This window comes from Xanthomonas floridensis, assembly GCF_001642575.1.
GTDB lineage: Bacteria > Pseudomonadota > Gammaproteobacteria > Xanthomonadales > Xanthomonadaceae > Xanthomonas > Xanthomonas floridensis.
Genome location: NZ_LXNG01000012.1, coordinates 155,846 through 177,434 on the forward strand (window position 1 = coordinate 155,846; position 21,589 = coordinate 177,434).

Genomic DNA, 21,589 nt, shown 5'->3' on the forward strand with positions numbered 1-21,589 from the left:
ATGACAAGATGTGCGTTCAGTTTGGCGTCTGAATCTTGTCATCGTCAAGATTATCTGCTGCACTGCGGTCCCGATAAGCGAACCGCCATGCCGCGATCAGCGACCCCTGCTGCCTATCACCACGGCGACCTGCCGGCCGCGCTGCGACGTGCCGGCTGGGCCTTGCTGGGCGAATCCGGGCTGCGGGGACTCACCTTGCGCGAATGCGCGCGGCGAGCCGGCGTGTCGCATGCCGCGCCGGCGCACCACTTCGGCTCGCTGGATGGGTTGCTGGCGGAGCTGGCCGCCGACGGCTACGAGCGCATGCTCGAGCGCATCCGCGCCACCCAGCAGGAACTGGACGATCCGCTGCTGGGTTGCGGGCTGGGCTATATCCGTTTTGCCGTGGAGTTTCCGCAGCAGTTCCGCTTGATGCTGGGGCTGGACGTGCGTGCCAGCGGCCTGCCACGGCTGGTGCAGGTCAGCGAGGCGGCGATGGCGTATCTGCGCGATACGGTGCGCGCCCAGTGGATCGCCCGGCATGGCAGCGAACCGGATGCCGCGCTACTGGAGCAACGCACCCTGCTGAGCTGGAGCGCGGTGCACGGCTACGCCTCGCTGGTGATCGACGGCCGGCACGAACGCTTGCGTGCCTTTGCGCCGGAGATCGTGATGGCTCCCTTGTTGAAGGGCTTGCTGGAGCCCTAGCGCAGCGATCGGCGTCGCGGCTGCCGATGCCGGCAAATGCAGGCGGCTATGCCTCAGGTCGGCGAGGCGCCTATGCCTCAGGCCGCGAGGCGCCTATGCCTCAGGCCGGCGGGTTGCTGCCCGCCTCCTGCATCGCCAGCGCAGGCGGTGCGCTCTGCTAGCATCGCGGCCACTGGAGCGCGAGACCGGAGCAACGCATGGCTGTGCAGGTGCTGGTGCTGAAAGAACGGGCGGCGGGCGAACGCCGGGTGGCGGCGACGCCGGAAACGGTCAAGAAGCTGGTCGCGCTTGGTGCCCGCGTGTGGATCGAGCCGGACGCCGGCCGCGCCAGCAGCATGGACGATGCGGCGTATGTGGCCGCCGGTGCGCAGCCTGCCGACGCGCAGACGCTGGCTCAGACCGACGTGGTGCTCTGCGTGCAGGCACCGCCCACCGAGTTGCTGCTGCAATGCAAATCGCAGGCGGTGGTGATCGGCATGCTGGCGCCCGATGCCGACCCGGCGCGCGCGCAGGCGTTTTCCGCGCGCGCGCTGGTGGCGTTTCCGTTGGAGCGGTTGCCGCGCACCACCCGCGCGCAATCGATGGACGTGCTGAGTTCGCAGGCGGGCATGGCCGGCTACAAGGCGGTGCTGATCGCCGCACAACTGGCGCCGCGCTTCTTTCCGATGCTGACCACCGCAGCAGGCACCATGCGCCCGTGCAAGGTGCTGGTGATCGGTGCCGGCGTGGCGGGCCTGCAGGCAATCGCCACCGCCAAGCGACTGGGCGCGCAGGTGGAAGGCTTCGATGTGCGGCCGGAAACGCGCGAACAGATCGCTTCATTGGGCGCACGCTTTCTGGACCTGGGCATCAGCGCCGCCGGCGAGGGCGGCTATGCGCGCCAGCTCACCGATGACGAACGCGCCGAACAGCAGCGCCGTCTGGCCGAGCACCTCAAGGGCGTGGACGTGGTGGTGTGCACGGCAGCGGTGCCCGGGCGGCCCGCGCCGAAGATCGTGACCACCGAGATGGTGCGTGGCATGCGCCCTGGCAGCGTGATCGTGGATCTGGCTGCGGAAACCGGCGGCAACTGCGCGGCTACACGCCCGGGCGAGACCTACGACCTGGACGGCATCGCGATCGCCGGCCCGCTCAATCTGGCCAGCCAGGGGGCCGTGCACGCCAGCGAGATGTTCGCGCGCAACGTGTATGCGTTCGCGGCATTGTTGATCAAGGACGGCGCCCTGTCGTTCGACTGGGACGATGAACTGCTGGCCAAGACGCGTTGGTCGGCATCGCGTGCCGAGTGATGCCCAGGCACGCACGAGGTATCAAGCGCGCTAGCGTGTGCTCCAGATGGCGCGAGCGCACTTGACGCGAGCGCAGTCGTGCCCACCGGCCTAGGCCACTGCGAACGCAGCGGTCCAATCTGCGGAAGAAAGCCGCCTCAGCCAGGCACACGCCGCGGCTGCAGGTTCAATCGTCCGTCGGCGGATGCTCGCGCAACCAGGCGCTGCGCTCGGCCGGGGTCATTTTTTGCCAGCGTTGCTGCAGTTCGTTGCGCTGCTGCGGGTTGAGCGTGCGCATGCGGTCGAACAAGGCCTTGGCTTCGCGGCGTTGCTCCGGGCTCATGTTGCGGAAGCGGTCCATGCCGGCCTTGGCCTGCTTGCGCTGCTCCGGCGTCATGTCCAGCCAGCGGCGGGCATGGCGGTACATCCGCGGGCGCTCTTCGGGCACATCGTTCCAGCGCTCGCGCAAGGCATCGATCATGACCTGACGCTGTTGCGGAGTGAGCCGGTCCCAGTCGGGCATCGGCGTTTCGTTACGCAGTCCCGGGCCGTGCGGGCCGGGGCCATCCATCGGTGGCGGCGGACCCGGTGGGTGGTCCTGCGCCAGCAACGGGGCGCATGGCCCGGCGCAGAGCAACAGGGTCAACAGCAGGCGGGTGGTGCGGGTCATCGTGCTCATTCCATGGCCAGGGCGGTGTCGGACCCGAGCCAGACGTACAGGTCCGGGTTCTGCGTGAGGAGGTCGTCAGTCTCGGTGCTTGCCGTGTTGCCGGCGATCGCCTGGGGAGTCACCGGTTGCGGTGCGGAGGTGTCGCCGGGGCGCAGTTGCAGGCCGATCCCGACTGCCAGCAGTGCCGAGCAGGCGGTGGCCAGCAGCCAGTGACCGTGGCGCAGGCGTGTCGCCGGCGCCTGGCGGGCCTGACGCAGGCGCGCCAGCGTCTGCGGCGGCAGGTTGTCGAGGGCGGTGGCGTGCAGCTGCCGGAGCTGCGCATCGAACTGGGCCGGATCGTGGGAGCGGTTCACAGGAAATCCTCAAACTGTTTTTGCAACGCGTCGCGTGCGCGCGACAGGTGCGTCTTGACCGAGCCTTCGGAGCAGCCCATCGCCTTGGCGGTGGTGGCTACGTCCAGATCTTCCAGCACGCGCAGGGTGAAGGCTTCGCGCTGGCGTGCCGGCAGGCCGCGCAGCGCGTGGACCAGCCGCTGGTAAGCCTGCTGATGTTGCTGTTCGCCGACCGGGCCAACGCCGGGGTCGGCCCAGTCGATCGGGCCTTCGTCATCGTTGCGCTCGGCCGGTGCCCAGAATTTCAGGCGGAAGCTCCGGCGGCGCTGCAGGTCGATGATGCGGCTGCGCAGGATGCTCCAGAACAGCGGCGTCCACTCCTCGGCGGGGCGCTCGCGGTAGCCGAGCAGCTTCACCATGGCGTCCTGCACGGCATCCAGTGCGTCTTCGCGGTGCCGCAGACCGGCCTCGGCAAAGCGGAACGCACGCGGCCCGATGCCGGCCAGGAAGGCATCCAGCGACACGGGGGCGGCGGCCGGGGCAGCGGGCTGCGGATCGAAAGGGGTTCCCACCAGCACAGCGTAGCTTCCGCGAGGACGATACGACGTCAACGTGTGAGTGCCGGTTCGGTTGACACGCCCGCCGGATGGGTATGATCGGCGGGCCGCACCGGCCAGTGGAGCGATCGACGATGAGCGACGGTTTCGTAGCGCTGTACATCTTCCTGCTGGCGGCTATCGCCGGCCACGTGATCATCTCGCGGGTGCCGGTGATCCTGCATACGCCGCTGATGTCCGGGTCCAATTTCATCCACGGCATCGTGCTGATCGGGGCGATGGTGGTGCTCGGGCATGCCGACACCACGCTGGAGAAGGCCTTGGGCTTCGTGGCGGTGGCACTGGGCGCAGGCAATGCCGCAGGCGGCTACGTGGTGACCGAGCGCATGCTGGACATGTTCAAGTCCAGCCGCAAGCCGCCCGGCGGAGAAGCGCCGTGAACATCTCCACGCCCGAGCTGTTGTCGTGGCTGGTGAAATCCAGCTACCTGGTGGCCGCCACCTTGTTTCTGCTGGGTCTGCAGCGGATGGCTTCGCCACTGACCGCGCGCAGCGGCATCCGCTGGGCCGGGCTCGGCATGCTGATCGCCACGGTGGCCACGTTCTTCCTGCCCGAATTGCACAACGTGCCGCTGATCCTGGCGGCGCTGGCGATCGGCACCGGGGTGGCGTGGTGGTCGGCCAAGAAGGTGGCCATCACCGACATGCCGCAGATGGTGGCCTTGTACAACGGCATGGGCGGCGGCTCGGCGGCGGCGATCGGGGCGGTGGAACTGCTGCGGTTTTCGTTCTTCGCCAACCGCGACACCGCGCACTGGAGCGCGCAGGCGATCGCCGAACTGGCGGCGCGGCGGCCGGACACCACCACCGTGGCGCTGGCGGTCATCGGCTCGGCAATCGGTGCGGTGTCGTTGTCCGGCTCGATCATCGCCTGGGCCAAGCTCGACGGCCGGCTCGACCGGCGGGTGACCTTCCCCGGCCAGCAGGCAGTCAATCTGGTGGTGGCGCTGGCGGTGGTGGCGCTCGGTGCGTGGGCGGCGAGCAGCCTGCAGCCGACGGCGATCATCGCCTTTTTCGTGGTGGCGCTGGTGCTGGGCGTGCTGATGACGCTGCCGATCGGCGGCGCCGATATGCCGGTGGTGATTTCGCTCTACAACGCCTTCACCGGTCTGGCAGTGGCGTTCGAGGGCTACGTGCTGGGCAACGAGGCGCTGATCATCGCCGGCATGATGGTGGGCGCGGCCGGCATCCTGCTGACCCGGTTGATGGCCAAGGCAATGAACCGGCCGATCGGCGGCGTGCTGTTTTCCAACTTCGGCGGTGGCGGGCAGGCGCAGGAGATCAGTGGCGCGCAGAAGCCCATCGAGGCAGGCGACGTGGCCGCGATGATGGCCTTCGCCGAGCGGGTAGTGATCGTGCCCGGCTACGGCATGGCGGTGGCGCAGGCGCAGCACAAGATCTGGGAACTGGCGCAGCGGCTGATCGCGCGCGGGGTCAAGGTGAAGTTCGCGATCCACCCGGTGGCCGGACGCATGCCCGGGCACATGAACGTGCTGCTGGCCGAAGCCGGCGTGCCCTACGACCTGATCGCCGACATGGACGACATCAATCCCGAGTTCGCCAGCACCGATGTCTCGCTGGTCATCGGCGCCAACGACGTGGTCAACCCGGTGGCCAGGACCGATCCGGCCAGCCCGATCTACGGCATGCCGATCCTGGACGTGGTCAATTCGCGCAACACCGTGGTGATCAAGCGCGGCAAGGGCACCGGGTTTGCCGGGATCGAAAATGCGCTGTTCTACGCCGACAACACCCGCATGCTCTATGGCGACGGGGCCGAGGCGGCCGGTGCCCTGGTCAGCGAATTGAAGGCCCTGGATGGCGGCGGGCATTGAGCACGGCGCGGACGCGCACTTAGAGCGGCTGGCCGTGCTTGCGGTACAGGCCAACCCGCCGATGTCGCTTCGAGGTGGCAACGCCGTGGACGATGGCGATCCGCCGCCCCCGTTCGACCCTGCGATCGATACGGTCACTGCACCGTATCTGGAGCAGTACGCCTGGGGTCTCCACCACCTGGACGATCGTTCCTGGCAGTTCTATCTGCCGTACCTGCTGCGGCACGCCAAGGACAGCCAGGGCGACCCGGCTTCGGTGGCGACCAGTGCGCTGCTACATGCGTTGCGTTCGCCTCGTCGGGCACCGCCAAGTGCGTACATGCGCACCGAGGAGTACGAGGCGGTGGTCGCCGTTCTGGATCAGCTCGCCTTTGCGCAGGACTCGGTGTGGCAGCAGGAAGCGCAGGACGCCCTTGAGGACTACTGGGGCCCTGGGGCTAACTACCGTTAAAAGATCGGGCCTTGCAGCAATGGGCTTGGCGGCAATGTAATGAAGCGTGGGCGCTGCTGCATCCACGCGCAGTCAGTCCACATCGCGGACCACTCCGACTTTCCAATGCAAAACAGTCAGCGCGCAGCCCACCACGCCAGCACCAGCGCGGTGGCGTAGCACAGCAGGTCGAAACCGTTGTTGGCCAGTTCCAGCAGGGTCCAGGCCAGCCCGGGGCCCATTTTCTGTGCGGACGTCCATGGGTCCAGGCCCAGCGATCCGCCGACCTGCGCCGACGCAATGCCCCAGTTGGTGGCAATGATGATGGCTGCGGTGGCCACCACCGCCACGCCGATGCGCAAGGGACCGGCGCGCAAGGTGCCCAGGCGCAGCATCCAGACCACTTCCAGGGCGACCAGCACCGCCATCCAGCCAGCCTGGTTGCCAAGGGCCAGGGCGATCAGCAGCCAGGCGATGAGGGCGGTGACGCTTCCCAGCAACAGGAGCGGGGGCCAGAGCCAGTGGGCGCTTCTGGCGGACGCGGAGGTGGGCGGCATTGGAACTCCTGACAGTACGCACATGATAGAGCGCATGCCACGCTTTGCGAGGCCCGGGATGCCTGGATGGAATGCAGCGTCGCCAACCAGGTGCGTTGCCTGCGGCGGCGGCGAGGTTGCGGTCGGCTAGAATGGCCGACTTGCGCGCGTCCGGCGCGGCCCCATATCCAGCCCATGTATTCCCGTAGCAGCGAACCCGTCCAGTTCGAACGCGATTGCGATGCCGTCATGGTGCCGCAGGGCGATTCGGTGACCCTGCCCGCAGGCAGTTACGGCTATATCACCCAGGCATTGGGTGGCAGCTACACCGTGTTTGTCGAAGGCAATCTGTTCCGCATTGCCGGCAAGGACGGCGATGCGATCGGCAAGGAGGCCCCGCCGGGGCTGGAACTGCCCGACAACGCCAGCGACGAGGAGGTCGAGGCCCTGGTGTGGCAGCAGCTGCGCACCTGCTTTGACCCGGAAATCCCGTTCAATATCGTCGACCTGGGCCTGGTCTACGAGGCGGTGGTCAGCCATCGCGAGGAAGACAATCAGCGCCGGGTGGACGTCAAGATGACGCTGACCGCGCCCGGTTGCGGCATGGGCGAAATCCTCGTCGACGACGTGCGCAGCAAGGTGGAAATGATCCCGACCATTGCCGAGGCCGATGTCGAGCTGGTGTTCGACCCGCCGTGGGGCCGGCATATGATGTCCGAAGCGGCCCGTCTCGAGACCGGCATGCTCTGATCGTCAGGCGCCATGTCCACGGGCTGGCGCCGCGTCCTTACCGCCCGCCATACAGGAATCTCCCGGTGTCCGTGTCCTTCGCTTCCACCCGTTCTCCGTCGCCGCGCAGTGCCGACGAACTGTCCGTGATCCTGGCCGCGCCCGGCTTCGGGCTGCATTTCACCGACCACATGGTCGCCATCTCCTGGAGCAACGAGCAGGGCTGGCATGACGCGCAGGTGCGCGCCTATGGCCCGCTGCAGCTGGATCCGGCTGCGTCGGTGTTGCATTACGGCCAGGAAATCTTCGAAGGTATCAAGGCCTACCGGCATGCCGACGGCTCGATCTGGACCTTCCGCCCGCAGGCCAATGGCGAGCGCCTGCAACGTTCTGCGCGCCGTCTGGCGCTGCCGGAACTGCCGGTGGACCTGTTTGTCGAATCGCTGCGCCAGCTGGTGGCGGTGGATGGCGGCTGGGTGCCGTCGGCACCGGAAACCAGCTTGTATTTCCGCCCCTTTATGATTGCCGATGAGGCGTTCCTGGGCGTGCGTGCGGCGCACAAGGCGTCGTACTACGTGATCGCCAGCCCGGCCGGCCCGTATTTCGCCAAGGGCGTGGCGCCGGTGTCGATCTGGTTGTCCACCGAGTACGCGCGTGCGGCCAAGGGCGGCACCGGCGCGGCCAAGTGTGGTGGCAACTACGCCGCTTCCCTGCTGCCGCAGCAAAAGGCCCAGGCCCAGGGCTGCTCGCAGGTGCTGTTCCTGGACCCGGTGGAAGGCAAGTACATCGAAGAGCTGGGCGGCATGAACGTGTTTCTGGTCTACAAGGACGGCACACTGGTGACGCCGGAATTGTCCGGCAGCATCCTGGAAGGCATCACCCGCGACAGCATCCTGCAGCTGGCCCGCGACCGTGGCATGCGCGTGGTCGAGCGCAAGGTCGCCATCGACGAGTGGAAGCAGGGCGTGGCCTCCGGCGAGATCGCCGAGGTCTTCGCCTGTGGCACCGCCGCCGTGGTCACGCCGATCGGCGAGCTCAAGGGCGACGGATTTGCGGTGGGCGACCCGGCAGCGCCGGCCGGCGAGGTGACCATGTCGCTACGCCAGGAGCTCACCGATATCCAGTACGGGCGTGTGCCGGACCGTCACGGTTGGCTGGTGCGTTTGTCGTAAGCCGACATACAGCGTCAAAAAATGGCCCCCGTGTGCAACACGGGGGTTTTTTTTGGCTTGCTCTGCAGCAAAAAACGTCTCCAACAGGTCAAAACCAGCCGCAAGCGGGCTGAACAGACCTGATCTGTGTCACAAAACTGATATTTAAGTTTTGAAAGTGTCGATTTCGTATTGTCCAGTTCGGTTTTGGTGAGATAGCTTCGCTGAACGGATCGATAACAGGGGCTCGATTCGAGGATCCGGCGCTGACCTACGGAAGGCGGCGCCGGAATACACCGCCTAGGCGGTTCTCTTTGATTTGGAAGGGAATTCGATGTCGAACCCGTCGTCTCGCAAGCGTCCTCGCACGCTCACCGTCCTCAGCGCCACCGCGCTGACCTCCCTGCTGCTGGCCACGCCTGCGTTTGCCGGTGAGGTCTATCTGGACGGCCTTGCCACCGCCCAGACCCACCAGAAATTCATCGTCACCTACAAGGATGGCAGCACCGCGCTGGCCAGCCCGAGTGCGCTGACCACCTCGCTGCGCGCCGCCGCCCGTGCGGTACCGGCCAGGGCCGGCAAGGCGCTGGGCCTGAGTCCGGTCCGTCGTCTGGCGCTGGGGCCGGAACTGGTCAAGGCCGATCGCGCGCTGGACCGCGCCGAGGCCGAAACCCTGATGCGCCAGCTGGCCGCCGACCCCAACGTGCAAAGCGTGGAAGTCGACCAGATCCTGCACGCCACGCTGACCCCCAACGACACCCGCCTGTCCGAACAGTGGGCATTCGGCACCACCAATGCCGGCCTCAACATCCGCTCGGCATGGGATAAATCCACCGGGGCCGGCGTGCGCGTGGCGGTCATCGACACCGGCATCACCAGCCATCCCGACCTCAACGCCAACATCCTGTCGGGCTACGACTTCATCAGCGATGCGGCAACTGCGCGCGACGGAAACGGGCGCGACAGCAATCCCGCCGACGAGGGCGATTGGTATGCCGCCAACGAGTGCGGCACGGGCATTCCGGCAGCAACCTCCAGCTGGCACGGGACCCACGTCGCCGGTACGGTTGCCGCGGTGACCAACAATTCCAGCGGCGTGGCCGGTACTGCCTATGGCGCCCAGGTGATCCCGGTGCGCGTGCTTGGCAAGTGCGGCGGTTCGCTGTCGGACATCTCCGATGCCATCATCTGGGCGTCGGGCGGCACCGTTTCAGGAGTGCCGACGCTGTCGTCGGCGAATGCGGCCGAGGTCATCAACATGTCGCTCGGCGGCGGTGGCGCCTGTTCGGCCACCATGCAGAACGCCATCAACGGCGCGGTCTCGCGCGGCACCACGGTGGTGGTGGCGGCTGGCAACAGCTCGGCCAACGTGTCCGGTTCGCTGCCGGCCAACTGCAACAACGTGATTGCGGTTGCGGCCACCACCTCGTCCGGCGCCAAGGCCAGCTACTCCAACTTCGGAGCCGGCATCGATGTGTCCGCGCCGGGTTCGGCCATCCTGTCCACGCTCAACAGCGGCACCACCACGCCGGGCAGCGCCAGCTACGCGTCCTATAACGGCACCTCGATGGCATCGCCACATGTGGCCGGTGTGGTGGCGCTGGTGCAGTCGGTGGCGCCCACGCCGTTGACCCCGGCGGCAGTGGAAACCCTGCTGAAGAACACCGCCCGTGCGCTACCGGGCGCCTGCTCTGGTGGCTGCGGCGCCGGCATCGTCAATGCCGATGCTGCAGTCACTGCCGCAATCAACGGCAGCAATGGCGGCGGCGGTGGCGGCAGCGGCAACACCCTGACCAACGGCACGCCGGTCAGCGGCCTGGGCGCAGCCACGGGTGCGGAGCTCAACTACACCATCGCGGTACCGGCGGGCAGCGGCACGCTGACGGTGGCGATCAGCGGCGGCACCGGCGATGCGGACCTGTACGTGCGTGCCGGCAGTGCACCGACCGACGCTACCTACACCTGCCGTCCTTACCGCAGCGGCAACGCCGAAACCTGCAGCATCACCGCGCCCTCGGGCACGTATTACGTGCGGGTCAAGGCATTCAGCACGTTCTCCGGCGTGACCCTGCGGGCCAGCTACTAAGGCCTGCCGCTCGACGCGGTCTGTGCTGTCTGGGCATGCGCCAGGCAGCGCAGACACCGCGCCACCCCATCTGCGATGTCTCGCCCACGTCTGCCCTTGCGGCAGGCGCAGGCGGCGCATTGCCGCTCGGCCGGGATGGACACCGGTCAGTCGTTTCGACGGGCGCCAGCGCCCGTCCATTCCGGCCCGACCCGCAGTCTGCGGCGACGGCCGGCCATCGCGCCGCAACCGCGGCACTTCTTAAAAAATCTGAGGAACGATCGATGTCCAATGTGTCGCAACGTCGTGCACCTGCACGCGCACTGGTGGTGCTGGGTGTTTCCGCGCTGACCTCCCTGCTGGCCGTGCCGGCGTTCGCCGGTCAGGTCAACCTGTCCGGCCTGGATTCGCAGCCGACGCTGGATCGCTTCATCGTCAAGTACAAGGACGGCAGCAGCCCGGCGGTGAGTCCGACCTCGATGCGCGCCTCGCTCAATTCCGTCGCCACCGCAGTGCCGGCCCGCGCCGGTCGCGCGCTGGGCCTGAACCACGTGCGCCGCACCGCGCTGGGGTCGGAAGTGCTCAAGGCCACCCGTGGCCTGGACCGCGCCGAGGCCGAGACGCTGATGCGCCGCATCGCCGCCGACCCGAGCGTGGACTACGTGGAAGTCGACCAGATCATGTATCCCACGCTGACCCCGAACGACACTCGCCTGTCCGAGCAGTGGGGCTTTGGCACCACCGCTTCCAGCATCAATGTGCGCCCGGCCTGGGATACCGCCACCGGCACCGGCGTAGTGGTGGCAGTGATCGACACCGGCATCACCAGCCATCCGGATCTCAATGCCAACGTGCTGCCGGGCTACGACTTCATCAGCGACGCGGCGCGTGCGCGCGACAACAACGGCCGCGACAACAATCCGGCCGACCAGGGCGACTGGCGTGCCGCCAATCAGTGCGGATCCGGCGTGCCGGCCGCCAATTCCAGCTGGCACGGCACCCATGTGGCCGGCACCATTGCTGCGGTCACCAACAACAGCACCGGTGTGGCCGGGACCGCATTCAATGCGCGCATCGTGCCGATCCGTGCGCTGGGTCTGTGCGGTGGTGCCACCTCGGATATTGCCGATGCGATCGTCTGGGCCTCCGGCGGCAGCGTGTCCGGCGTGCCGGCCAATGCCAACCCGGCCGAAGTGATCAACATGTCGCTGGGCGGCAACGGCACCTGTTCGAGCACCTATCAAAACGCCATCAACGGCGCGGTGTCGCGCGGGACCACCGTGGTGGTGGCGGCCGGCAACAGCAATGCCAACGTGGCCAACTTCACCCCGGCCAGCTGCGCCAACGTGATCTCGGTGGCATCGATCACCTCGGCCGGTGCGCGGTCGAGCTTCTCCAACTTCGGCAGCACCATCGACATCTCCGGCCCAGGCTCGGCGATCCTGTCGACCTTGAACAGCGGCACCACCACCCCGGGCTCGGCCAGCTACGCCAGCTACAACGGCACTTCGATGGCGGCGCCGCACGTGGCCGGCGTGGTGGCGCTGGTGCAGTCGGCAGCCAGCCGTCCGCTGACCCCGGCGGCGGTGGAAACCCTGTTGAAGAACACCGCGCGTCCGTTGCCGGGCGCCTGCTCGGGCGGCTGCGGTGCCGGCATCGTCAACGCGGCGGGTGCGGTCAGCCAGACCCCGTGACACCAGGCTGGCCGCGCGCTGCCGGCATGACCGCCGGCAGTGCCGTCGGGCCGGTCCCCACCGACCTGTCGGTGTTTTGAATTCCACACTGCCCCGCTTCGACGGGGCAGTGTGCGTTTGGGGCCTGGCCACGCCTGGGCGTTGGCCGACCGGCTGCGACAATGGCTGAACCAAGCGCATGGCGCCGCCTTTTGGCCGCTTCAGACCCGCAGATGGCACGCCGATAGCCAGCCCACGTGAGGCATGGCTGTGTGCAACCGCCCCACGATCGGGCAGTGCGCGTCGCAGAGGGCGTCAGCGCGTTGTCCTCCGAATGTTCAGCTCCCTGGGGAGGGGTGATCCATGTCGCATGTCTCGGTTGGTGTGCTGCGCCACGCTGCATTTGTCTGTGCGTTGTCCTGCACGTCTTATGCCACTGCCGGCGAGGTCAGCCTGCAAGGGCTGGCGTCCAGTTCCACCCATCAGCGTTTCATCGTCAGCTACAAGGACCGCGTCGGCAGCAGCCGTGCCACCGGGCTATCGGAGCCGTGGCGCGAGATTGCCAGTGCCGTGCCTGCACAACAGGGGCGGGCGTTGGGTCTGTCGACCACGCGCCGGCTCAGCACCGGCCCGATGCTGTTGGTGGCCGACCGCAAGCTCGATCGGGTAGATGCGGAAAGCCTGATGCGTCGGCTCGCCGCCGACCCGGCGGTCAAGCGGGTGGAAGTGGATGTGCTGATGCGTCCCTTGCTGGTGCCTAACGACCCTGGGGTTCCGCAGCAATGGGCGATGGGCACCAGTAACGCCGGCCTCAACATCCGCCCGGCCTGGGACCGTTCCACCGGCAAGGGCATCGTGGTGGCGGTGATCGATACCGGCATCACCGCGCATCCGGACCTGGCCGCGAATGTCTTGCCCGGCTACGACTTCATCACCGATCCGGCAACCGCCCGCGACGGCAACGCGCGCGACCCGAACGCAGCCGACCAGGGCGACTGGTCAGCCGCGAACGAATGCGGCTCCGGTGCGTCCGCGTCCAGCTCCAGCTGGCATGGCACCCATGTGGCCGGCATCGTTGCCGCCGTCGGCAATAACAGCAGCGGTGTGGTGGGCACCGCGTTCAATGCCAAGCTGCTGCCGCTGCGGGTGCTGGGCAGGTGTGGTGGCTACATGTCCGATATCGCCGACGCCATCGTCTGGGCAGCGGGCGGCAAGGTGACCGGGCTGCCTGCCAATCCGAATCCTGCCACGGTGATCAACCTGTCGCTGGGTGGCTATGGCAGTTGCTCGGCGACGATGAGTAACGCCATTGCCGCCGCGGTGACGCGTGGCAGTTCGGTGGTGGTGGCCGCGGGCAACAGCAATATGGATGTCTCCACCAGCGTGCCGGCCAACTGCCCGAACGTGATCGCGGTGGCGGCCACCACCTCGGCCGGTGCGAAGGCCAGTTTCTCCAACTTCGGCAAGGGCGTGGATATCGCGGCGCCAGGGCAGGCCATCGTCTCCACGCTCAACAGCGGCACCACGGTACCGGGCAATGCGGCGTATGCGTCGTACAGCGGCACCTCGATGGCCGCGCCACATGTCGCCGGTGTGGTGGCGTTGATGCAGTCGGTAGCCTTGAACCCGCTCACGCCGGCAACGGTCAAGGCCTTGCTCAAGAGCAGCGCACGGCCACTGCCGGTTGCCTGCACTCAGGGCTGCGGCGCAGGGTTGGTGAACGCCGACGGGGCGCTGGCAGCGGTGATCGAATCGACCACGCTTGCCCGCAATGTGGCGCGCACGGGAGTGAGCGCGGCGCAGTCGGATGTGGTGTATTACCAGGTCAACGTCCCGGCCGGCACACGCGCGTTGAAAGTGACGCTCACCGGTGGCAGTGGCAATGCCGATCTGTCGCTGCGCGCCGGCGCGTTACCCAGCGATAGCGCGTACAGCTGTCGCAGCATGCTGCCCGGCAATGCCGACAGCTGCACGGTGAACGCACCGGCGGCCGGTACGTACTACGTGCGGTTGAAGGCGACATTGGCGTTTTCCGGAGTCAGTGTCACGGCGGCGTACTGAGTCTTGCGTCAGTCGTGCGATCGCCGCGGCTTATCGCGGCACAAGCCGTAGCGAGCAGTCGTCAGGTGGTGTGGACGGCGCACTCGGTATCGGAGTGGACGCGTGCTACATGCCGCACCGCGCCGACGCCGCACCCGCGTGGCGGCGGCGCAATCGTCTTGCAAGCCACTTTTATTCGCACAATGTGCAGGCGCGTGCACTGAGGGCCTGCAACAGCTGTTCGCCGGGCAATTCCAGCAGCAAGCCGCGCTGACCGGCGTTGATCCATAACGCCGGCGCGTCCAGCGCGGTGGCTTCCACCAGCACCGGCGCCTGACGTTGCTGGCCGAGCGGGCTGATCCCGCCCACCTTGTAGCCGGTGCGGCGCTCGGCGTCGGCCACGTCCATCATGCGGGCGGACTTGCCGCCCTGTGCGCTGGCGAGTTTCTTCAGCGACAGGCGCCGGTCGCAGGGAATCACCACGCACATCGCCTGGTCGTCCACCCAGGTCATCAGGGTTTTCAGCACCGTCTGCGGTGCCAGGCCAAGCGCGGTTGCCGCCTGCAGGCCTTTGGCGTCTGCATCGGCGTGATAGTGGTATGGATGCAGCAGGTACGCCACGCCCGCCGCGTCCAGGGCACGGGTGGCGCGGGTCGCCTTGCTCATACCGTCAGATCGACTCGAAGCGGTTGGCCGCGACGTTCTTGCGTACCTTCTGCGGATTCCAGACGCGCCCGTTCATGGCGATATAGACGCCGGCCGGCAAGGATTGCACCGCACCCACCGCGCAGCCGATATTGAACTCCGCATCCGAGCCGCGAAAGCGCGCCGGGTTGAGCGCGCCGGTCATCACGATGGTCTTGTCGGGAATGGACTGCAGCACCTTGCCGGTTTCCACCATCGAGTCGGTGCCGTGGGTAATGAGCACGTGGCGGGTCGGCTGGGCGGCGATGGTGGCGCGGATCAGTTCGCGATCGGCCTCGGTGATGTGCAGCGAATCCTTGCGGATGATCGGAATCACCGAGAAGCGGAAGGTCACGCCCAGTTCCTTGAGGATCTGGCCGATCTGCGGGTCGCCGATCTGGTAGTCGGATTTGTCGTCGAAGTAGATCTTGTCGATCGTGCCACCGGTGGTGACGATCAGAAGGTCTTCCATTGCTGCCAATCCTGTAGGGCCAACGCGGTGCAGGCCGCGCGCGGGGCCGCCATGATACCGCCCACCCAGGATGCTGGCAGCGCAGACCCTGCGGCAAACAGCAGGGATGTCGAAAATGCGCGCTCACGCGTGGCTATCGGCGGAGCGTGCCGCGGCGCAGAGGGCCTGCGGCTGGACGGTGGCCGGTCAGCGCGCCTTGCGCTTGCCGCCGAAGCGCGCGGCCATGCCGGGTCCACCCACCAGGCCCACGACCGCCAGCGCAAGCACCAGTTCCAGCCATGCCATTGCGCGTGCCTGCGGCTGGCTCCATGCAGCCATCACGCCGTGGCTGAACCAGCCCAGCGCGAACACGCCCGCCCAGAAACGCGCACGCGCGCTGCGTACCGCCAGCACACCGGTCAGCGCGGCTGGCAGCACGAACACGAGGAACGCGGCGAGCGGACGCGGGTCGTCGTGAAACCAGGCCGCGAATAACGCCGCCAGTGCCAGCAACGCAGCGCTCAGCAGCCAATGCATGGCGCGCACGCTCACGGAGTTGCCAGCCGCCGTGCGACATCGGCCAGCCGGCGGCCCAACGCGCGCGCCAGTACAGCTTCGTCCTCGCTGGGTTGCGGGTCGCCGCCGGCGCCGGACACATGGCTGGCACCGTACGGCGTGCCGCCGCTGGTGGTATGGCTGAGCGCGGCTTCGGTAAACGGGATGCCCACGATCACGCAGCCGTGGTGCAACAGCGGCAGGTGCATCGACAGCAGGGTGGATTCCTGCCCGCCGTGCATCGAGGCGGTAGAGGTGAACACCGCTGCCGGCTTGCCCGCCAACGTGCCGCTGGCCCATTCGGCGCCCAGGCTGTCGAGGAAGTGCTTCATCGGCGCAGCCATGTTGCCGAAGCGGGTCGGGCTGCCCAGCAACAGGCCGCTGCATTCGGCCAAGTCGGCGCGGTCCACGTAGGGCGCGCCGTCGTCCGGCACCGGCGGGGCGCTGGTCTGGGTCACTGCGGCCACCGGCGGCACCGTGCGCAAGCGTGCGCTCATGCCGGGCACTTCGCCGATGCCGCGCGCGATCTGCCGCGCCAGCCGCGCCACCGAACCGCCACGGCTGTAATACAGCACCAGAATCTCCGCCATCGTGTCTCTACCGCCTGTGTGAGTTGCCGCAGTATCGGCCAAGCCGCTGCCCCACTGCACGCCGCGGCTCCGGCAAGGCCGCGATGACTGCGCATCGGGTACCCTTGCGCGATGGCGCGTGTGAACAAACTCCACCAATGGAAAGAACGTCTGCACGATCGCGCGCGGACGGTGAGCTTCGGGCGCTTTTTGTGGCGCCGCTTCCTGGACGATCGCCTGTTCCAGGCCGCTGCGTCGCTGGCCTACACCACGGTGTTTGCGTTGGTGCCGCTGGCGATCGTGGTGTTTGGCGTGCTGTCCGCCTTCCCCGCGTTCAACGAGTGGAAGGATGCACTGACCGACTTCATCTTCAACAACTTCGTGCCCGGCGCGGCGCGTTCGGTGCAGAACTATCTCAACCGCTCGCTGGAAGACCTGGGCAAGTTCACCGTGGCCGGTATGGTCGCGCTGGTGGCCTCGTTGCTGATTACCCTGCACAGCATCGAGCAGACCTTCAACAGCATCTGGCGGGTGGCCGCTGCACGCCCCAAGGTGACGCGATTTTTGATCTATTGGACGGTGCTGACGCTGGGCACGATGCTGGCCGCTGCCTCGATGGCAATGGCCGCCTACGTGTTCGCGCTGCCGTTGTTCCGCACCACCGAAGGCCAATGGCTGGCCGAATTTGCCTGGCGGCTGGCGCCGATGGCGGTGGAGTTCGTCTGCATCGTGTTGATCTACCGGGTGGTGCCGCAGCATGCGGTGCGCCTGCGGCATGCGCTGCCGGGCGCCTTGCTGGCGGTGATCCTGATGGAGATCGTGAAGTGGGGCTTTGGCTTCTACCTGGGCAATTTCCAGACCTATCAGCGCATCTACGGCGCGCTGTCGGCGTTGCCGATCCTGTTGTTGTGGATCTACCTGAGCTGGGTGTCGGTGCTGCTGGGCGCATCCCTGGCCTCGTCGATGTCCGCCTTCCGTTACCAGCCCGAGGCCATGCGCCTGCCGCCGGGCTTCGAGATCTATGGCCTGCTGCGCCTGCTGGGCCGGTTTCGCCAGGCGCGCATCCACGGCAATGGCCTGGACGAAGACCGCATCCTGGCACTGGAACCGATGCTCACCGACACCTTGATGCAGGAGCTGCTGTGCGAGCTCAAGCGCATCCGCCTGTTGCGGCGTGACGAGCGCGGCCAGTGGCTGCTGGCACGCGATCTGGACGTGGTGCCGCTGGCCGAGCTCTACGAAAACTGCCAGTTGCGCGTGCCGATCGAAGACCGCCCGCTGCCGTGCCGCGACGACGCCTACGGCCAGGCCGCCGCCGCCGCGCTGGACCAATTGCGCCAACCATTGCGCGGCGTGCTGGCGCAACCGGTCGGCGACCTTTACACCCACCTCCCCGGAGATCCTCCATGACCGTGCGCCTAGTGCGCGGCGCCTGTGCGCTGCTGTTGCCGCTGTTGTTGCTGACCGCCTGCAAGCCCACCGGCGAGGGCGCGCCCGCTGCCAACCCTGCGACCACTGCGCCAGCAGCGCCTGCCCAGCCAGCCGGGACACCGGCCGCCACGGAGCCTGCCGGCGCCACCGGCACCTCGGTCGTGCAGCAGACCGCCGAGATGCCCAAGCTGTCGCTGCCCACCGTCTCGGGCGAGACCTACGACCTGGCCGCGCATCGCGGCAAGTGGGTGGTGGTCAACTTCTGGGCCACCTGGTGCGCGCCTTGCCTGAAGGAGATGCCGGAGCTGTCGGCCCTGCACACCATGCGCGACACCGTCGAAGTGGTGGGCCTGGCCTACGAAGACATCACCGCCGCCGACATGCAGGCGTTCCTGAAGGACCACCCGGTGTCCTACCCGGTGGCCATCCTCGACCCCTACCAGCCGCCGCAGGATTTCGCCACGCCGCGTGGCCTGCCGATGACCTACCTGATCGGCCCGGACGGCAAGGTGGCCAAGCAGTTCCTGGGCCCGGTCACGGCGCGCGACATCGAGACGGCGCTGGGCATCACCGGCAAGGCCGGCTGATGCAGGCCGCGCGGTTCGTGGTCAGCGGCGTGGTGCAGGGCGTGTGGTATCGCGCCTCCACCCGCGAGCAGGCGCTGGCGCTGGGTCTGCGCGGGCATGCGCGCAACCAGGCCGATGGTAGCGTGGAGGTCGTCGCGGCCGGCAACGAGGCGGCGCTGGACGCGCTGGAACGCTGGCTGTGGCAGGGCCCACCGGCGGCCAGCGTTGCCACGGTGGTGCGCACGCCATGTGCGCTGTCTCCGTCTGAAGACTTTGTAACTGGCTGAGCACACGCCAGCTCAGCGGGGCAACAGAGTTGGGTCGCCTCGCCGATAACCCTGTCAACGCGATCAGGCGTTCAGGGGAATGCAATGGCTGCTCCATCTCAAGATCACACTCACGGGCACGACCTGCCTGCCCACGGCATCACGCGTGTCCTGGCGCAGTGGGGGCCGTGGCTCTATCTCGCCGCGTTGCTGGGGATTGGTTGGTTGCTGTTCCAGCAGCCGCAAACGCGCGTGCTGCGCCCCGGGCAGGCGGCCGCCGGCTGGCTGCTGGCCTGGACCTTCGGTGGCATCGTGATCGGTGCGGTGGTGTGGAGCCTGCGGCTGGCGCGGCGTGGCCTGGGTGCGCCCAGCGCCAGCTATGCGCTGTCGGCGCGCCTGCCCGAGTCCTGGGCCGATGCCTATGCGGCATTGCTGCGCCCGGCGGCTGCGGCCCCGGTGAGCACGGCCAGGCTCGATCCGACCAGCACCCAGCGCGGCGCGGCCTGGCACCGCTTCGGCGCCGGCATGCTCAGTGCGGAGAGTTTCGACCCCAACGACGCCACCCGCACGCCCTGGGATGGCATGGATGCCCAGGCCTGCATCGCCCGGCTGGATGAGCTGCGTGGTGCCTGGCAGAACGCCTCGGCCAATCGCGCGCTGCAACAGGAGCGCCGCTACTGGCTGGACGTGGTGCTGTCGCTGCTCGATCACGGCGTGATGCGTCCGCTACAGGACGGCTATCTGCCCGACACGGCTGCGCTGCGTACCGAACGTTTCCTGCTCGGCGCCGACGCCGGCCCGACGGTGCTGGCCGACGTGCCGGCATTGTTCGCGCGCCGTCTGGCCCTGGCCATCGAGGCGATGCCTGCCGCGCAGCGCGATGCAGCCGGCACCCAGTGGCGTCTGTTGCAGCAGCTGCATGCCCTGGTCGCCGAAAGCCGCATGCTGGATGAGCGCTCGCAGGTGATCCAGGTGCTGGCCTGGAACCCGGACGTGGACCTGGACCAGGTCGAAGTGGCCTACATCCTGGCCGCCGAATACCGCGAAGGCATGCGCGACTGGTTGCGCCGCGCCGCGCTGGTGCGGCTGCCCGATAGCGCCCTGCGCCTGGACGAAGTATTGCTGTCTTCGTGCAGCCCGCTTGGCCCGCAGGCCGACGATGTCGACTACATGGAAGCGATGCGCCCGCTGCACCGCGGCTTCATGCAGTTGTTCAACCAGCGCCTGAGCCAGCTGGTGCTGCAGGCCGAGCAGGCCGAACGTCAGGCCGGCCTGCATCCGCTGCCGCGCGCCACCGCGGCCAGTGACGAAGTCTCTCAGGACTGGCCGGCGTAATCGTCGATCGGTTCCAGCATGCCGTAGCGTTCCTTGTGCGGCTTGCCGTGCAAGGGCGGCAGCGCTAGCGGTTCCTCGGGCACCGAGGTGTCCGGGAGCCGATCCAGCAGGTTGCGGATCAGGCTCAGCCGGCCCCGCTTCTGGTCGTTGAAGTCCACCAGCGTCCACGGCGCCGCCGGGATGTGGGTCGCTTCGAGCATGCGCTCGCGCGCCTCGGTGTAGGCGTCGTATTTGTCGCGCGACTGCAGGTCTACCGGCGACAGTTTCCAGCCCTTGAGCGGGTCATCGTGCCGCTCGGCAAAACGTTCTTCCTGCTCGGCCTGATCCACGCACAGCCAGTACTTGAACAACAGGATGCCGTCATCGACCAGCATCTGCTCGAAGCGCGGTGCCTGCTGCAGGAACGTTTCGTACTGCGCATCGGTGCAATAGCCCATCACCCGTTCCACGCCGGCGCGGTTGTACCAGCTGCGATCCATCAACACCAGCTCGCCGCCGGCCGGCAGATGCGTCACATAACGCTGGAAGTACCACTGCGTGCTTTCGCGATCGTTGGGCTTGGGCAGCGCCACTACCCGGCATTGCCGCGGATTGAGGTGGCTGGCGATGGTCTGGATCACGCCGCCCTTGCCGGCGGTATCGCGGCCTTCCACCAGCACCAGGGCGCGTTGATTGGTATGGCGTAGCCAGCGCGCCATGCCGACCAGTTCCAGTTGCAGCGGCGCCAGTAGTTTCTTGTAGGCCTTGCGTTTGAGGTGGGACATGCGCGTTCCGGCAAAAGTGCAGAACGCGCAGGCTATTGCCCCAGACGTGGACGCAGTGTCGCCAGATTGCAGGGTTTGGTGCGTGCATCCAGCTGCGCGCGCACGATCTTTTCCCATGCCGTGCGGCAGGCCGAGGTGGAACCGGGCAGGCAGAACACGAAGCTGTGGTTGGCCAGCCCCGCAAACGCGCGCGATTGCAGCGAGGACGTACCGATTTCGTCCACGCTGACCGCACGGAACATTTCGCCAAAGCCGGGCATCAGCTTGTCCAGCAGCGGAGTGATCGCCTCCGGCGTACTGTCACGGCCGGTGAACCCGGTGCCGCCGGTGACCAGGATGCCGTCGATCTGCGTATCGGCGATCCACCCCGACACGATCGCACGCATGCGGTAACGGTCGTCCGGACACAGCGCACGCTCGTGCAGCACATGGCCTTCCTGGGTGAGGGCATCGGCCAGGTAGTCGCCGGAGCGATCGTCGGCCAGGCTGCGGCTGTCGGACACGGTCAGCACGCACAGGCGCAGGGGGATGAAGTCGGGAGTCGATGGCATGCGCCAAGCCTAGCGAGCCTGGCGGGCCGGGTACAGCGCCGCGGTGTGAAGTCGCGGGGTGGGCGCCGAGCGGTGGATGTGCAACAGCGCTGGAACTGGATCAATGTCGGACATCGATCAGTGCTGGAATGATCGAGCGATCCACGATCGCATGCGTTGAAAGTCTCAGCGCGCAGCCAGCAATCCTTTTTCAGTCGGCAGCGCGTCCCAATGACAAAAGCCCGTCTCCTCAGGCACCAGCACAGTAACCGAAGCCTCCCTCCCGCCAGGCAGTAGCGCAGCGACCAAAGCACCTCACCTGCCAAGCCGCAGCACAGCGACCAACGCCCCCTCCTGCCAGGCAGCAGTGCAGCGACCAACGCTCCCCGCCTGGCCAGGCAGCAGC

At 67.4% G+C, this 21,589-nt stretch carries 24 protein-coding genes and 1 other RNA gene; 14 read left to right on the forward strand and 11 right to left on the reverse strand.

The features are described from left to right. Window positions 1-87 precede the first annotated feature (87 nt). Together A7D17_RS07960 and A7D17_RS07965 are read left to right on the forward strand one after the other, a co-directional pair. Window positions 88-687: a TetR/AcrR family transcriptional regulator gene (locus A7D17_RS07960; RefSeq protein WP_064508615.1), complete on the forward strand. Its 600-nt coding sequence runs from the start codon at window positions 88-90 to the stop codon at window positions 685-687. Window positions 688-884: 197 nt separating this feature from the next. Beyond that, complete coding sequence (locus A7D17_RS07965) at window positions 885-1,976, forward strand: NAD(P) transhydrogenase subunit alpha (RefSeq protein WP_064508616.1); 1,092 nt, start codon at window positions 885-887, stop codon at window positions 1,974-1,976. 166 nt (window positions 1,977-2,142) lie between these two features. On the opposite strand, the gene A7D17_RS07970 is transcribed toward A7D17_RS07965, so the two are convergent. Genes A7D17_RS07970 through A7D17_RS07980 form a run of 3 tightly spaced genes read right to left on the reverse strand, consistent with a single transcriptional unit; the run spans window position 2,143 to window position 3,535 of the window. Then, window positions 2,143-2,625: a DUF3106 domain-containing protein gene (locus A7D17_RS07970; RefSeq protein ID WP_064508723.1), complete on the reverse strand. Its 483-nt coding sequence runs from the start codon at window positions 2,623-2,625 to the stop codon at window positions 2,143-2,145. Window positions 2,626-2,630: 5 nt separating this feature from the next. Further along, window positions 2,631-2,978, reverse strand: coding sequence for a hypothetical protein (locus A7D17_RS07975; RefSeq protein ID WP_064508617.1), 348 nt, complete (start codon window positions 2,976-2,978; stop codon window positions 2,631-2,633). After that, window positions 2,975-3,535, reverse strand: coding sequence for an RNA polymerase sigma factor (locus A7D17_RS07980; protein ID WP_064508618.1), 561 nt, complete (start codon window positions 3,533-3,535; stop codon window positions 2,975-2,977). The genes A7D17_RS07975 and A7D17_RS07980 overlap by 4 nt, the downstream gene beginning before the upstream one ends. A 113-nt stretch (window positions 3,536-3,648) precedes the next feature. On the opposite strand from A7D17_RS07980, the gene A7D17_RS07985 reads away from it, so the two are divergent. From A7D17_RS07985 to A7D17_RS07995, 3 genes are read left to right on the forward strand one after another with little or no spacing between them, the layout of a single operon-like run. Beyond that, window positions 3,649-3,954, forward strand: a complete 306-nt coding sequence (locus A7D17_RS07985) for an NAD(P) transhydrogenase subunit alpha part 2 (protein WP_064508725.1) — start codon at window positions 3,649-3,651, stop codon at window positions 3,952-3,954. Then, window positions 3,951-5,408 (forward strand): NAD(P)(+) transhydrogenase (Re/Si-specific) subunit beta, encoded by a 1,458-nt coding sequence (locus A7D17_RS07990; RefSeq protein WP_064508619.1) that lies wholly within the window; start codon window positions 3,951-3,953, stop codon window positions 5,406-5,408. The genes A7D17_RS07985 and A7D17_RS07990 overlap by 4 nt, the downstream gene beginning before the upstream one ends. Further along, window positions 5,392-5,859 carry a DUF6714 family protein gene (locus A7D17_RS07995; protein WP_064508620.1) on the forward strand — a complete coding sequence of 156 codons (468 nt, stop codon included), beginning with the start codon at window positions 5,392-5,394 and terminating at the stop codon, window positions 5,857-5,859. The genes A7D17_RS07990 and A7D17_RS07995 overlap by 17 nt, the downstream gene beginning before the upstream one ends. 116 nt (window positions 5,860-5,975) lie before the next feature. Here the strand turns inward: A7D17_RS07995 and A7D17_RS08000 are convergent, their stop codons facing one another. Next, window positions 5,976-6,395 (reverse strand): hypothetical protein, encoded by a 420-nt coding sequence (locus A7D17_RS08000; RefSeq protein ID WP_064508621.1) that lies wholly within the window; start codon window positions 6,393-6,395, stop codon window positions 5,976-5,978. 174 nt (window positions 6,396-6,569) lie between these two features. Here A7D17_RS08000 and sufT point away from each other — a divergent pair, with 174 nt between their 5' ends. From sufT to A7D17_RS08025, 5 genes are all read left to right on the forward strand, one after another. After that, on the forward strand, window positions 6,570-7,124 hold the full coding sequence (sufT, locus tag A7D17_RS08005) for a putative Fe-S cluster assembly protein SufT (RefSeq protein WP_064508622.1): 555 nt from the start codon (window positions 6,570-6,572) through the stop codon (window positions 7,122-7,124). A 65-nt stretch (window positions 7,125-7,189) separates the two neighbouring features. After that, entirely contained in the window at window positions 7,190-8,275 is a 1,086-nt protein-coding gene (locus A7D17_RS08010; RefSeq protein ID WP_064508623.1) for a branched-chain amino acid aminotransferase, read from the forward strand. Between the two features lie 313 nt (window positions 8,276-8,588). Beyond that, a complete protein-coding gene (locus tag A7D17_RS08015) occupies window positions 8,589-10,340 on the forward strand; it encodes a S8 family peptidase (protein ID WP_064508624.1) in 1,752 nt (583 codons plus the stop codon). Between the two features lie 263 nt (window positions 10,341-10,603). Then, window positions 10,604-12,013 (forward strand): S8 family peptidase, encoded by a 1,410-nt coding sequence (locus A7D17_RS08020; RefSeq protein ID WP_064508625.1) that lies wholly within the window; start codon window positions 10,604-10,606, stop codon window positions 12,011-12,013. 342 nt (window positions 12,014-12,355) lie between these two features. Beyond that, window positions 12,356-14,053, forward strand: a complete 1,698-nt coding sequence (locus A7D17_RS08025; protein ID WP_064508626.1) for a S8 family peptidase — start codon at window positions 12,356-12,358, stop codon at window positions 14,051-14,053. 37 nt (window positions 14,054-14,090) lie between these two features. Here the strand turns inward: A7D17_RS08025 and A7D17_RS08030 are convergent. From A7D17_RS08030 to wrbA, 5 genes are all read right to left on the reverse strand, one after another. Further along, a non-coding RNA gene (locus A7D17_RS08030) (sX9 sRNA) lies at window positions 14,091-14,164 on the reverse strand. 60 nt (window positions 14,165-14,224) lie between these two features. Continuing rightward, window positions 14,225-14,698 carry a Cys-tRNA(Pro) deacylase gene (ybaK, locus tag A7D17_RS08035; RefSeq protein ID WP_064508627.1) on the reverse strand — a complete coding sequence of 158 codons (474 nt, stop codon included), beginning with the start codon at window positions 14,696-14,698 and terminating at the stop codon, window positions 14,225-14,227. Between the two features lie 4 nt (window positions 14,699-14,702). Beyond that, complete coding sequence (locus A7D17_RS08040) at window positions 14,703-15,188, reverse strand: asparaginase domain-containing protein (RefSeq protein WP_029219195.1); 486 nt, start codon at window positions 15,186-15,188, stop codon at window positions 14,703-14,705. A gap of 186 nt (window positions 15,189-15,374) precedes the next feature. Then, the gene (locus A7D17_RS08045) at window positions 15,375-15,719 is read right to left on the reverse strand and encodes a DUF2069 domain-containing protein (RefSeq protein WP_064508628.1); all 345 of its coding nucleotides are present in this window, start codon (window positions 15,717-15,719) and stop codon (window positions 15,375-15,377) included. After that, window positions 15,716-16,312: an NAD(P)H:quinone oxidoreductase gene (wrbA, locus tag A7D17_RS08050; protein WP_064508629.1), complete on the reverse strand. Its 597-nt coding sequence runs from the start codon at window positions 16,310-16,312 to the stop codon at window positions 15,716-15,718. The genes A7D17_RS08045 and wrbA overlap by 4 nt, the downstream gene beginning before the upstream one ends. Before the next feature lie 111 nt (window positions 16,313-16,423). Between wrbA and A7D17_RS08055 the strand changes: the two genes are divergently transcribed. The 4 genes from A7D17_RS08055 (at window position 16,424) to A7D17_RS08070 (ending at window position 19,889) form a co-directional block, all read left to right on the forward strand. Next, a complete protein-coding gene (locus A7D17_RS08055) occupies window positions 16,424-17,701 on the forward strand; it encodes a YihY family inner membrane protein (protein ID WP_064508630.1) in 1,278 nt (425 codons plus the stop codon). After that, window positions 17,698-18,309 (forward strand): TlpA family protein disulfide reductase, encoded by a 612-nt coding sequence (locus A7D17_RS08060; RefSeq protein ID WP_064508631.1) that lies wholly within the window; start codon window positions 17,698-17,700, stop codon window positions 18,307-18,309. The genes A7D17_RS08055 and A7D17_RS08060 overlap by 4 nt, the downstream gene beginning before the upstream one ends. Continuing rightward, window positions 18,309-18,575, forward strand: coding sequence for an acylphosphatase (locus A7D17_RS08065; protein ID WP_064508632.1), 267 nt, complete (start codon window positions 18,309-18,311; stop codon window positions 18,573-18,575). The genes A7D17_RS08060 and A7D17_RS08065 overlap by 1 nt, the downstream gene beginning before the upstream one ends. A gap of 84 nt (window positions 18,576-18,659) precedes the next feature. Next, window positions 18,660-19,889 carry a hypothetical protein gene (locus A7D17_RS08070; protein ID WP_064508633.1) on the forward strand — a complete coding sequence of 410 codons (1,230 nt, stop codon included), beginning with the start codon at window positions 18,660-18,662 and terminating at the stop codon, window positions 19,887-19,889. On the opposite strand, the gene ppk2 is transcribed toward A7D17_RS08070, so the two are convergent. Continuing rightward, complete coding sequence (ppk2, locus tag A7D17_RS08075; RefSeq protein WP_064508634.1) at window positions 19,871-20,653, reverse strand: polyphosphate kinase 2; 783 nt, start codon at window positions 20,651-20,653, stop codon at window positions 19,871-19,873. The genes A7D17_RS08070 and ppk2 overlap by 19 nt on opposite strands. 32 nt (window positions 20,654-20,685) lie before the next feature. Then, window positions 20,686-21,204, reverse strand: a complete 519-nt coding sequence (moaB, locus tag A7D17_RS08080; RefSeq protein ID WP_064508635.1) for a molybdenum cofactor biosynthesis protein B — start codon at window positions 21,202-21,204, stop codon at window positions 20,686-20,688. Window positions 21,205-21,589: the final 385 nt, after the last annotated feature.